The sequence below is a fragment of the Pseudomonas fluorescens genome (genome assembly GCF_000730425.1).
GTDB classification, from domain to species: Bacteria; Pseudomonadota; Gammaproteobacteria; order Pseudomonadales; family Pseudomonadaceae; genus Aquipseudomonas; species Aquipseudomonas fluorescens_X.
The window spans coordinates 3,388,907-3,401,509 of sequence record NZ_CP008896.1; the positions used below are offsets into that span (position 1 = coordinate 3,388,907).

The 12,603-nt window shown below is 62.6% G+C and carries 9 protein-coding genes; all 9 read left to right on the top strand.

Features of this window, described 5'->3' with window-relative positions:
• Positions 1–87: 87 nt before the first annotated feature.
• Positions 88–1,560 carry a betaine-aldehyde dehydrogenase gene (gene betB / locus HZ99_RS15150; RefSeq protein WP_038444010.1) on the top strand — a complete coding sequence of 491 codons (1,473 nt, stop codon included), beginning with the start codon at positions 88–90 and terminating at the stop codon, positions 1,558–1,560.
• Positions 1,561–1,689: 129 nt separating this feature from the next.
• Complete coding sequence (gene betA / locus HZ99_RS15155) at positions 1,690–3,390, top strand: choline dehydrogenase (RefSeq protein ID WP_038444013.1); 1,701 nt, start codon at positions 1,690–1,692, stop codon at positions 3,388–3,390.
• A 246-nt stretch (positions 3,391–3,636) separates the two neighbouring features.
• On the top strand, positions 3,637–4,332 hold the full coding sequence (locus HZ99_RS15160; RefSeq protein WP_029297314.1) for an RraA family protein: 696 nt from the start codon (positions 3,637–3,639) through the stop codon (positions 4,330–4,332).
• A 117-nt stretch (positions 4,333–4,449) separates the two neighbouring features.
• Entirely contained in the window at positions 4,450–5,892 is a 1,443-nt protein-coding gene (locus HZ99_RS15165; RefSeq protein WP_038448085.1) for a TldD/PmbA family protein, read from the top strand.
• Positions 5,892–7,208, top strand: a complete 1,317-nt coding sequence (locus HZ99_RS15170) for a TldD/PmbA family protein (protein ID WP_038444015.1) — start codon at positions 5,892–5,894, stop codon at positions 7,206–7,208. Before HZ99_RS15165 ends, HZ99_RS15170 begins: the two co-directional genes overlap by 1 nt.
• Positions 7,209–7,440: 232 nt before the next feature.
• Positions 7,441–8,331, top strand: coding sequence for an alpha/beta fold hydrolase (locus tag HZ99_RS15175; RefSeq protein ID WP_038444018.1), 891 nt, complete (start codon positions 7,441–7,443; stop codon positions 8,329–8,331).
• Positions 8,332–8,366: 35 nt separating this feature from the next.
• Positions 8,367–9,794, top strand: a complete 1,428-nt coding sequence (mdtD, locus tag HZ99_RS15180; protein ID WP_038444021.1) for a multidrug transporter subunit MdtD — start codon at positions 8,367–8,369, stop codon at positions 9,792–9,794.
• Positions 9,795–9,925: 131 nt separating this feature from the next.
• Complete coding sequence (gene dbpA / locus HZ99_RS15185; protein WP_235205601.1) at positions 9,926–11,263, top strand: ATP-dependent RNA helicase DbpA; 1,338 nt, start codon at positions 9,926–9,928, stop codon at positions 11,261–11,263.
• A 159-nt stretch (positions 11,264–11,422) separates the two neighbouring features.
• On the top strand, positions 11,423–12,601 hold the full coding sequence (locus HZ99_RS15190) for an NAD(P)/FAD-dependent oxidoreductase (RefSeq protein WP_038444025.1): 1,179 nt from the start codon (positions 11,423–11,425) through the stop codon (positions 12,599–12,601).
• The last annotated feature ends 2 nt before the right edge of the window (positions 12,602–12,603 follow it).

Below are 12,603 nucleotides of genomic sequence, written 5' to 3' on the forward strand. Positions count from 1 at the left end.
CATAAACGCTCAACCCCTGAACGGCTACTGAGCGGGCTGCGCCCCTCAGTGGTTAACGCCAACCACTTATGCACTTGCGAGGACTTTATGGCCCGTTTCGAACTGCAAAAACTCTACATTGACGGCGGCTACTCCGACGCTGGCAGCGACGCCACCTTCGAAGCCATCAACCCGGCTAACGGTGAAGTTCTCGCCAACGTGCAACGCGCTACTTTCGAGGACGTCGAGCGCGCGGTGGTCAGCGCCGAAAAGGGCCAGAAAATCTGGGCCGCCATGACCGCCATGGAGCGTTCGCGCATCCTGCGTCGCGCCGTGGAAATCCTGCGCGAGCGCAACGATGAACTGGCCGCCCTGGAAACCCTGGACACCGGTAAGGCCTTCTCCGAAACCAAGTATGTCGACATCGTCACCGGCGCCGACGTGCTGGAATACTACGCAGGCCTGGTGCCCGCCATCGAAGGCGAGCAGATCCCGCTGCGCACCACCTCGTTCGTCTACACCCGCCGCGAGCCACTGGGCGTGGTCGCCGGTATCGGCGCGTGGAACTACCCGATCCAGATCGCTCTGTGGAAATCCGCGCCAGCCCTGGCTGCCGGCAACGCAATGATCTTCAAGCCAAGCGAAGTGACGTCGCTGACCACCCTGAAACTGGCCGAGATCTACACCGAAGCCGGCGTTCCGGATGGCGTGTTCAACGTCCTGACCGGCAGCGGTCGTGAAGTCGGCACCTGGCTGACCGAGCACCCGCGCATCGAAAAGATCTCCTTCACCGGCGGCACCGACACCGGCAAGAAAGTCATGGCCAGCGCTTCGAGTTCCTCGCTCAAAGACGTGACCATGGAACTGGGCGGCAAATCCCCGCTGATCATTTTCGACGACGCCGACCTGGATCGCGCCGCCGACACCGCGATGATGGCCAACTTCTACAGCTCCGGCCAGGTCTGCACCAACGGCACACGCGTGTTTGTTCCAAAGCACCTGCAAGCGGCCTTTGAAGCCAAGATCGTCGAGCGTGTTGCGCGCATCCGCGTCGGCAACCCAGAAGACGAAAACACCAACTTCGGCCCGCTGGTCAGCTTCGCTCACATGGAAAGCGTGCTGGGCTACATCACCAAGGGTAAAGAAGAAGGCGCACGCCTGCTGTGCGGCGGCGAGCGCCTGACCGATGGCGCCTTCGCCAAGGGCGCGTTCGTGGCACCGACGGTGTTCACTGACTGCACCGACGAAATGACCATCGTGCGTGAAGAAATCTTTGGCCCGGTGATGAGCATCCTCACCTTTGATACCGAAGAAGAAGTGATCCGCCGCGCCAACGACACCGACTTCGGCCTGGCTGCCGGCCTGGTCACCAAGGACTTGAACCGCGCCCACCGCGTGATTCACCAGTTGGAAGCCGGTATCTGCTGGATCAACGCCTGGGGCGAGTCCGACGCCAAGATGCCGGTTGGCGGCTACAAGCAGTCGGGTGTTGGCCGTGAGAACGGCATCAGCTCGCTGAACAACTTCACCCGCATCAAATCGGTACAGGTTGAGCTGGGCGACTACGCCTCGGTGTTCTAACCCGGCTACCGCCAATCGCCCGCAAGCGGGCTCCTACAAGGATTGCGCACGACCTGTAGGAGCCGGCTTGCCGGCGATCGAGGGCAACGCCCTCGCCTGACCTGACCATCTCCAAAGAGGGTGCATTCAATGTCCCAAGAATACGACTACATCATTGTGGGTGCCGGCTCCGCCGGTAACACCCTGGCGACCCGTCTGACCGAAGACGAAGGCGTCACCGTCCTGCTGCTGGAAGCCGGCGGCCCGGACTACCGTTTCGATTTCCGTACCCAGATGCCAGCCGCCCTGGCGTTCCCGCTGCAAGGCCGCCGCTACAACTGGGCCTACGAAACCGATCCAGAGCCACACATGGACGGCCGTCGCATGGAGTGCGGCCGCGGCAAGGGCCTGGGTGGCTCTTCGCTGATCAACGGCATGTGCTACATCCGTGGCAACGCCATGGACTACGACAACTGGGCGAAGCTGCCAGGCCTGGAAAACTGGAGCTACCTCGACTGCCTGCCTTACTTTCGCAAGGCCGAGACCCGCGACATCGGCCCCAACGACTACCACGGTGGCGACGGCCCGGTCAGCGTGACCACGCCCAAGGCCGGCAACAACCCGCTGTTCCACGCCATGGTTGAAGCCGGCGTGCAAGCCGGTTACCCGCGTACCGAAGACTTGAACGGCTACCAGCAGGAAGGCTTCGGCCCGATGGACCGTACCGTGACGCCTAAAGGCCGTCGCGCCAGTACCGCCCGTGGCTACCTGGACACCGCCAAGAAGCGCTCGACCCTGACCATCGTCACCCATGCCCTGACCGACAAAGTGTTGTTCGAAGGCAAGCGTGCGGTCGGCGTGCGTTACCTGATCGGTGCCGCCGAAGAACGTGTTGAAGCCCGCGCGCGCAAGGAAGTCCTGGTGTGCAGCGGCGCCATTGCTTCGCCGCAACTGCTGCAACGCTCCGGCGTAGGCCCGGCCAAACTGCTGGAAAGCCTCGACATCCCGGTGGTCCACGACCTGCCAGGCGTCGGTGAAAACCTGCAGGACCACCTGGAGCTGTATCTGCAATACGCCTGCACCCAGCCGGTCTCGCTGTACCCGTCGCTGCTCTGGTACAACCAGCCAGCCATCGGTGCCGAATGGCTGTTCAACGGCACCGGCATCGGCGCCAGCAACCAGTTCGAGGCGGGCGGTTTTATCCGTACCCGTGAAGAATTCGAATGGCCGAACATCCAGTACCACTTCCTGCCGGTGGCGATTAACTACAACGGCAGCAACGGTGTGAAAGAGCACGGTTTCCAGGCGCACATGGGCTCCATGCGCTCACCGAGCCGTGGCCGCATCCAATTGAAGTCGAAGAACCCACGGGACTACCCGAGCATCCTCTTCAACTACATGGCCACCGAGCAGGACTGGCAGGAATTTCGTGATGGCATCCGCCTGACCCGTGAAATCATGCAGCAGCCGGCACTGGACGCGTACCGTGGCCGCGAAATCAGCCCGGGCATCGACGTGCAAACCGACGAGCAACTGGACAAGTTCATCCGCGAACACGCCGAAACCGCGTTCCACCCGTCCTGCTCGTGCAAGATGGGCACCGACGAGATGGCCGTGGTCGATGGCGAAGGCCGTGTGCATGGCATGCAGGGCCTGCGGGTGATCGACGCATCGATCATGCCGATCATCACCACCGGCAACCTGAACGCGCCCACCATCATGATCGCCGAGAAAATCGCCGACAAGATCCGTGGCCGCCAGTTGCCGCGCAGCACCGCAGACTACTACGTAGCCGGCGATGCGCCAGTGCGTGGCAAGCCGTTGCGTGAAGTGGGTCCTAGCGCGCAGTAATCGTTACACCGCGGCGCCCCTTTCGCGGGCAAGCCCGCTCCCACATTTTGAGTTGTGAACACATTCAAATGCAGGAGCGGGCTTGCCCGCGATGAGGCCCGTCCAGCCTACACACACCTTCCCAGACTCTTCCTACACCGCCCCGCCCTTGATCCCACCCCCCGCGCCGGCCTAATCTAGTCCCTCGCGCAAACGTTTCACCTTCCTACCGACACGCCGGCTTCTGCCTGGCCACGAGGCTTTCTCATGTTTGATGTCGTTTCTTCGAGCAAATGGCCTACCGGCTTTCTGATCAATCCAAACGTTGAACCGCTGGACCCGAAGTGGCTGAAGGAATTCAGCAAGATCCCTGCCGCAGCCGTGAGTGACTGCCTGGGCCGCAACGTCGGTGGCCTGGGCCTCAAGGCGTTCCACGGCAATGCGCCGATGCTCGGCAGCGCCCTGACCGTGCGCGTACGCCCCGGCGACAACCTGATGATCCTCAAAGCCATGCAGATGGCCCGCCCGGGCGATGTGCTGGTGATTGACGGCAGCGCCGACCTGACCCGCGCCGTGTTTGGCGGCATCATGCGCGCCATGGCCCTGAAGGCCGGCATCGTCGGCGTGGTGATCAACGGCGCCCTGCGTGACCTCGACGAATGGCAGACCGGCGAACTGCCGGCCTATGCGATCGGCGGCGTACACCGTGGCCCGAGCACCGACGGCGGCGGTGAGATCAACGTACCGATCTCGTGTGCAGGCATGCTGGTAGCGCCAGGCGACCTGATGATCGGCGATGGCGACGGCGTGGTCGCCGCATCGCGCAGCGAACTGCCGGAATTGCTGGTGCGCTGCCATGACCTGCTGGCCCGCGAGAAAGCCACGCTGGCCGCGATCGAAGCCGGCACCCTGGACCCCGATCGCTTTGACGCCATCCTGCGCGCCAAGGGTTGCCCGGTCTAAAGTCAAAGCAAAAGCATCGCAGGCAAGCCAGCTCCCACATTTTGATTTGTGAACACATTCAACGGTGGCAACTGGCTTGCCTGCGATGGGGCCCTCAAGGCCAACAAGGAGGCCCCCATGTTCGACAAACACCCGCAACTCAAACAACATTTTGCCGCCCTGCGCACCCGCGCCGAATTTTTCTCCCTGCGCTACGTGCGCGAATCCGGCCAGTACCTGTCGGTACGCAAGAACGTCGCCGAGCCGCCGCACCTCGACCGCGACGAAGGTGCCATGCTCACCGTGCGCCTCAACGGCGTCGAAGCCTATGCGGCCACTAACGATATTTCCCTGGCCGGACTGCAAGCCGCGCTGGAGCGGGCCGAAGAGCAGGCCCGGCGGATCAGGCCCCATGCCCTGCTCGACCTGCGCGACCAACCGGTGTCCAGCGACATCGCCGACTATCTGTCCCCAGCGCTCGATCAACCTTTCCCGTCCCTGAGCGACTGCTACCAACTGCTCGGCGCCGAATCGGCCGCCGTGCCCAGGGACGAACGCCTGGTGAGCTGGGAAGTCAGCCTGGGCACCACCCACGTTGAGCAGATCTACCTCAACAGTGCCGGCGCCGAGTTACGCCAGGCCCAGCGTTTTGTGTTCCCCGGCGTCAATGTCACCGCCTACGACGGCAACGACAGCCAGACCCGCACCCTGGGCGGCAGCAACTTCGGCCAGCAAGGCGGCGTTGATGTGATCAACCGCTTCGGCCTGGCTGGCGCCGCCCCTCGGGTGGCCGACGAGGCCCTGCAACTGCTGCTGGCACCCAACACGCCCCAAGGTCCGCGCGACCTGCTGCTGATGCCCGACCAGATGATCCTGCAGATCCACGAATCCATCGGCCATCCGCTGGAACTGGACCGCATCCTCGGTGACGAACGCAATTACGCTGGCACCAGCTTCGTCAAGGCCAGCGACTTCGGGCATCTGCAATACGGCTCCAACCTGCTGAACGTGACCTTCGACCCGGACATTCCCGAACAACTGGCCAGTTACGCCCACGACGATGACGGCACGCCTGCCAATAAGCAGTTCCTGATCCGCAACGGCCTGCTGCTCAGGCCCCTGGGCGGGGCGCTGTCGCAATACCGCTCGGGCATGGGCGGCGTGGCCAACAGCCGCGCCAGCAGTTGGAACCGCGCGCCCATCGACCGCATGGCCAACCTCAACATCGAGCCCGGCGACCAGAGCCTGGCGCAACTGATCGGTGGCATCGAGCACGGCATTCTGATGTCGACCAACCGTTCGTGGTCCATCGACGATGCGCGCAACAAGTTCCAGTTCGGCTGCGAATGGGGCCAGTTGATCGAGAACGGCGAACTCAAGGGTGTGGTGAAGAACCCCAACTACCGGGCGATTTCCGCGCAGTTCTGGCGCAACCTCAGTGCCGTGGGCGATGCCAGCACCTTCAAGGTGCTGGGCACGCCCAACTGCGGTAAGGGCGAGCCGAACCAAGTGATCCGCGTCGGCCATGCATCGCCGGCGTGTGTATTTTGCGATGTGGATGTGTTTGGGGGAGACGCCTGATGAAGGCTTTCAAGGAACTGGTGGAGTGGCTCAAGCAGGCCATCACCGACGAAGAACAGTTTCATCTGGGCTATGGGGCAGAGTCGTCCGAATTCGTGCGTTTCAACCACGCCAAGGTACGCCAGGCCGGCCAGGTGCAGCAGGCCAGTCTCAACCTCAAGCTGATCAACGATGGCCGGCATGCCGACCTCGGCATCACCCTGGCCGGGGCACCTGAACTGGACCGCCAGCGCCTGGCGGAGGGTTTGCAGCAATTGCGCGAAACCTTGCCCTTGCTGCCCAAGGATCCTTACCTGCTGCTCAATCGCACTGCCTGGCAAAACAGCAGCGAGCAGGCTCAAGCGCTGCCGGACCTCGATCAGGTCCTGGCAGACATCAACCGTGGCGCCCAAGGTCTGGACCTGGTCGGCATCTATGCTGCCGGGCCGATCAGTCGTGGGTTCGCCAGCTCGTCGGGGGCTTTTGGCTGGCACCAGGCCAATAGCTTCAACTTCGATTTCAGCCTGTTCCATGCCAACGGCGAGGCGGTAAAGGCCAGCTACGCCGGCGATGTCTGGGACAGCGTGGCCTTGGCCCAGCGCTTGCAGCAAGCCCGCGAGCAACTGGAGTTCCTTGGCCGACCGTTGCACACCCTGGCACCCGGTCAATACCGTGCTTACCTGGCACCGGCAGCGATGGAAGAAATCGTCGGCATGCTCGCCTGGGGTGGTTTTTCTGCGCAGGCCATCGCCAGCAAAGGCAGCCCGTTGCAGCGCCTGTATGCCGGTGATCAGGCCCTGAGCCCGCTGGTCGAAATGAGCGAGCAGATCAGCGGCTCCCTAAGCCCGGCGTTTTCCCGTGACGGCTACCCGCGCAGCGACGTGACGTTGATCGCCAAGGGTCAGGCGCAAGGGCAACTGGTCAATTCGCGCAGCGCTGCCGAATACGGCTTGAGCGCCAACGGTGCCAGCGGCGATGAGTCCCCCAGCGCCTTGCAGATGGCTGCAGGCGGCCTGATGCAGGCCGATATTCTCAAGCAACTGGGGACCGGCCTGTATATCAGCAACCTGTGGTATTTGAACTACTCCGACCAGCCGGCAGCGCGCCTGACAGGCATGACCCGCTTCGCCACGTTCTGGGTGCAAGACGGTGAGATCAAGGCACCGGTCAGCACCATGCGCTTTGACGACAGCGTCTACCAGTTGCTGGGTTCTCAGTTGGAGGCGCTGACCGCCGAGCGTGAACTGTTGCTGTCGGCCAGTACCTATGGCGGGCGCAACACCTCGTCCAACTTGCTGCCCGGCGCCCTGGTAAAACGCCTGACCCTGACCTTGTAGGTGTCCGGTTTGCCGGCGATGGCGGCCGCAAGGCTTAAGGACAAGCCGGTTCCTACAGGGGAATGTCCTGTGTTCGGATGATCCTTCTCTGGCAGCATGCCGTTGGTTGGCGGGCTGTTGTCGTCTCTCCAAAACCTCGTTATAACGGTTAGTGGCACCCCGCCACTCTCAACCCATTTGTTCGCAAATGATGCATGACCTCGCCCGGGACAGGGCGAGCCGGAGCGTTGACATGTACCAAGGAAGTTTTGTCATTGATAAGTTGTTCAAGCACTACAACGTTCACGTAGAGCAACTGGGTAACGATCCGCAACGCAAGACGGTGCTGCTGGTCAATGGCGCGCTGTCCACCACCCGTTCATTCGCCCGCACCAGCAAGTGCCTGGCCGAGCACTTCAATGTGTTGATGTTCGACTTGCCGTTTTCCGGCTATTCGCGCCCGCACAACACCGACCTCGACCTGGTGACCAAGGACGACGAAGTCGAGATCCTGCGGGCGCTGGTGGAGCGTTTCCAGGTCAACCACCTGGTGTCGGCCTCGTGGGGCGGCATCTCGACCCTGCTGACCCTGGCACGCAACCCGACGTCAATCGAAAGCTCGGTGGTGATGGCCCTGGCGCCCCATCTCAACCAGGCAATGCTCGATTATGTGGAGCGCGTGCGGGTGCTGATCGAGGCCGATGACAAGTCCGCCGTCGGCCACTTGCTCAATGAAACCGTCGGCAAATTTCTCTCCAGCCGGCTCAAGCGCAATAACCATCGGCACCTGTCGACCATGGCCACCACCGAATACCGCCAGGCGCGCTTTCATATTCATCAGGTGCTGGCCCTGGGCGATGGCAACTACCTGCCGCAATTGCGCCAGATCCAGACCCCGGTGCATTTCCTCAACGGCACCCTGGACGAATACACGCCGGCCGATGAAGCCCGACTGTTCAGGCAGTATGTGGGCCGCAGCAGCTTCGCCACTGCCGAGCACACCGGCCATCTGCTCGACCTGGAGTCGCGGGAGGCGGCGTTGGCGGTGCATCGCGCACTGATCGATTTCCTGGTGAGCCCAGACGTGGCGATCTCCGATATAGACGAACCGCCAATGGGAAAACCGACAGGGGTTGGCGCATAATCGGCAACACATAGCCTGCTAACAAAAGGGATCTCATGCCGAATCGTGTCGTGCTCGATGCCAAGACCGCCCGCTGGTTACCCTGGGTGGTAGCGATTGCCTTCTTCATGCAGTCGCTCGACGGCACGATTCTCAACACGGCATTGCCCGTCATGGCCGAGGACCTGGCGGAAAACCCACTGCGCATGCAGGGCGTGATCATCGCCTATATGCTCACCGTGGCCTTGCTGATCCCGGCTTCGGGCTGGATTGCCGACCGCTTCGGCACCAAGAAGATTTTCTTCGGCGCGATCATGCTGTTCAGCATTGGCTCGCTGCTGTGTGCCCTGTCCAGCAGCCTGACCATGCTGGTGGGCGCGCGGGTGATCCAGGGCCTGGGCGGTGCGCTGATGCTGCCGGTGGGCCGGCTGGTGGTGCTGCGCGCCTACCCGCGCTCGGAGCTGGTGCGGATCATGGGCTTTATTACCATTCCCGGCCTGCTCGGCCCCCTGCTTGGCCCGACCATGGGCGGCTGGATGGTGCAGTACCTGTCCTGGCACTGGATTTTCCTGATCAACCTGCCGGTGGGCATGCTCGGTTGCTACGCGGTATGGAAATTCATCCCCGACCTGCGCGGCAGCGAGCGTACACGCTTCGACAGCCTGGGCTTTTTGCTGTTTGGCGCGGCCATGGTGTTGATCACCATTGCCATGGAAGGCCTGGGCGAGTTGCACCTGCCGCACTTGCGCGTGATGTTGCTGCTGTTCGGCGGCATGGCGTGCCTGGCCGCCTACTGGTTGCGCGCCGGGCATATCGACAACCCATTGTTTTCGCCGGTGCTGTTCAAGACCCGGACCTTTGCCGTGGGCATTCTCGGCAACCTGTTCGCCCGCCTGGGCAGCGGCGCCCTGCCGTTCCTCGTGCCGTTGCTGTTGCAGATCGCCCTGGGCTATTCGCCGTCCCAGGCCGGGATGAGCATGTTGCCCCTGGCGGCGGCGGCCATGGTCGCCAAGTCCATCGCCCGGCCGCTGATCGAACGCCTGGGCTATCGCATCGTACTCACCGGCAATACGTTGCTACTGGGCATGATGCTGGCGAGCATGGGCCTGGTCAGCGAACAGACGCCGTACCCGCTGCTGCTGGCGATGCTCGCCGTACTGGGGGCGATCAACTCCCTGCAATTTACCGCGATGAACACCGTGACCCTGATCGACCTCGACGACGCCCAGGCCAGCAGTGGCAACAGTTTGCTGTCGGTGGTGGCGCAACTGGCCCTGAGCCTGGGGGTCGCGTGCGCCGGCGCCCTGCTCGGCGGGTTTACGGCCCAGGCCGGCAACGATGGGGTCAATACCGTGCTTGAGGCGTTCCAGCTGACGTTCCTCACCGTGGGCATCATGGCGATGCTGGCGGCGGCGATCTTCCTGCAATTGTCGCCAAAAGACGGCAAACGGGTGGTCAGCCGCGAGCACGACATTGAGCATTAAGCGGCGTCTCGTCTAGAACTTGCAGGGAAATTCCCACGGGGCTGGTACACTGCGCGACATTTTGTTTTTGCAGAGCCTGTCCCGTGACCACCATCGCCACCGCTTTTAATACTTTGCCGCTCTCCGCCGCCATGCTGGCTAACCTCGACTCGCTGGGTTATGCCGAGATGACGCAGATCCAGGCGCAAAGCTTGCCGGTGATCCTCAAGGGGCTGGACCTGATTGCCCAGGCCAAGACTGGCAGCGGCAAGACTGCCGCCTTCGGCATCGGCCTGTTGAACCCGATCAACCCGCGCTATTTCGGTTGCCAGGCCCTGGTGATGTGCCCGACCCGCGAGCTGGCTGACCAGGTGGCCAAGGAAATTCGCCGCCTGGCCCGTGCCGAAGACAACATCAAGGTGCTGACCCTGTGCGGCGGCGTGTCCCTCGGCCCGCAGATCGCTTCCCTGGAGCATGGCGCCCACGTCATCGTCGGCACCCCGGGCCGCATCCAGCAACACCTGCGCAAGGGCTCGCTGGTGCTGGACGGCTTGAACACATTGATCCTCGACGAAGCCGACCGCATGCTCGACATGGGCTTCTACGACGCCATCGAAGACATCATCAGCAAGACCCCGGCCCGTCGCCAGACCCTGCTGTTCTCGGCCACCTACCCGGTGAGCATCAAGCAACTGGCCTCGAAATTCATGCGCGCGCCGCAGCAGGTCAAGGCCGAAGCGTTCCACTCCGATGAGCAGATCGAGCAGCGTTTCTACGAAATCTCCCCGGACGAGCGCATGGACGCAGTGACCAAGGTGCTGTCGCACTTTCGCCCGGCCTCGTGCGTAGCGTTTTGCTTTACCAAGCAGCAAGTGCAGGAAACCGTGGACCACCTGACCGCCAAGGGTATTTCTGCGGTCGGCCTGCATGGCGACCTGGAACAGCGCGACCGTGACCAAGTGCTGGCCATGTTCGCCAACCGCAGTACTTCGGTGCTGGTAGCCACTGACGTTGCGGCCCGTGGCCTGGACATCGACTCGCTGGACATGGTGATCAACGTCGAACTGGCACGCGACTCGGAAATCCACATTCACCGTGTAGGCCGTACCGGTCGCGCCGGTGAGACCGGGATCGCCATCAGCCTGGTAGCGCCGTCCGAAGCGCACCGCGCCCAGGCCATCGAGCTGCTGCAAAAAGCCCCGCTGAACTGGGACCAACTGAGCAACCTCAAGTCCCAGGGCGGCGCGCCGCTGCTGCCGGTGATGAGTACGTTGTGCATTGCTGCCGGCCGTAAAGACAAGGTTCGCCCTGGCGACATCCTCGGCGCACTGACCGGTGAAGCCGGGATCCCGGGCACCCAGGTGGGCAAGATTGCGATCTTCGACTTCCAGGCCTATGTGGCGGTGGAACGCAGCGTCGCCAAGCAGGCGTTGCAGCGCTTGAACGATGGCAAGATCAAGGGCCGTTCGTTGCGCGTGCGGATCCTGTAAAGCTCTTCGATTCAATGGAGATCCAATGTGGGAGCGGGCTTGCTCGCGAATGCGGTGTACCCGTCGCCCGATGGGTTGGCTGACAGTCCGCATTCGCGAGCAAGCCCGCTCCCACATTTTTGATTGCATTTCAGATCAATATTTTGTGAGGACACCGTTTTGCGCTCGACCGAAGTTGTGATCATTGGCGCTGGTGCCGCAGGCTTGATGTGCGCGCTGACCGCCGCCGGGCGTGGGCGCAAGGTGATGTTGATCGACCATGCGAACAAGGCCGGCAAGAAGATCCTGATGTCCGGCGGTGGCCGCTGCAACTTCACCAATATGTACACGGAGCCGGCCAACTTCCTCTCGCACAACGCGCACTTCTGCAAATCCGCCCTGGCCCGCTACACCCAGTGGGATTTCATCGGGTTGGTGGCCAAGCACGGTGTGCCGTATCACGAGAAAAAACTCGGCCAGCTGTTCTGCGATAACAAATCCAGCGACATCCTCGGCATGCTGCTCGACGAGTGCATCCAGACCGGCGTGAGCCTGCACCTGGACACCTCGATCCAGCAGATCGCCAGGCTCGACAGCGGTTACCAGTTGCAGACCACCCTCGGCGAGCTGCGCTGCGAGTCGTTGGTGATCGCCACCGGCGGCCTGTCGATTCCGACCCTGGGCGCCACCGGTTTTGGTTACCAGGTCGCCAGGCAGTTCGGCCACGAGCTGCTGCCGACCCGCGCGGGCCTGGTGCCGTTCACCATTACCGACCAGCTCAAGGACTTGTGCGGCGAGCTGTCCGGCACCTCGGTCGATTGCCTGGTCAGCTGTAACGAGCAGAGCTTTCGCGAAAATATCCTGTTTACCCATCGCGGCCTGAGCGGGCCGGCGATTTTGCAGATTTCCTCCTACTGGGAACCCGGTGACACAGTGGAAATCAACCTGTTGCCCGATCACGACGCCCACGCCTGGCTGCAACAGCAACAGGCCGAGCGCCCCAACAGCGAGCTCAAGACCCTGCTGGGCGAAATCTTCACCAAGAAGATGGCCAGCCTGCTGGCCGAGGTGTGGTTCGTGTCCAAACCGATGAAGCAGTACACCCACGCTGAACTTGCGGATATCGCCACCAAGCTGGGTAGCTGGCAATTCGTCCCGGCCGGCACCGAAGGCTACCGCACCGCCGAAGTCACCCTGGGTGGAGTGGATACGCGGGAAGTGTCGTCCAAGACCATGGAGTCGCTGAAAAGCCCCGGCCTGTATTTTATCGGCGAAGTGCTGGATGTGACCGGGCACCTGGGCGGGTTCAACTTCCAGTGGGCGTGGGCGTCGGGGTATGCGGCGGCGCAGTACGCCTGAAC

Bases quoted from the DNA above. Each gene is read 5' to 3' on its own strand.
- HZ99_RS15170 (WP_038444015.1), top strand. From the start codon at position 5,892: ATGAAGGCTTTCAAGGAACTGGTGGAGTGGCTCAAGCAGGCCATCACC.
- betA (WP_038444013.1), top strand. From the start codon at position 1,690: ATGTCCCAAGAATACGACTACATCATTGTGGGTGCCGGCTCCGCCGGT.
- mdtD (WP_038444021.1), top strand. From the start codon at position 8,367: ATGCCGAATCGTGTCGTGCTCGATGCCAAGACCGCCCGCTGGTTACCC.
- betB (WP_038444010.1), top strand. From the start codon at position 88: ATGGCCCGTTTCGAACTGCAAAAACTCTACATTGACGGCGGCTACTCC.
- HZ99_RS15160 (WP_029297314.1), top strand. From the start codon at position 3,637: ATGTTTGATGTCGTTTCTTCGAGCAAATGGCCTACCGGCTTTCTGATC.
- dbpA (WP_235205601.1), top strand. From the start codon at position 9,926: ATGCTGGCTAACCTCGACTCGCTGGGTTATGCCGAGATGACGCAGATC.
- HZ99_RS15165 (WP_038448085.1), top strand. From the start codon at position 4,450: ATGTTCGACAAACACCCGCAACTCAAACAACATTTTGCCGCCCTGCGC.
- HZ99_RS15175 (WP_038444018.1), top strand. From the start codon at position 7,441: ATGTACCAAGGAAGTTTTGTCATTGATAAGTTGTTCAAGCACTACAAC.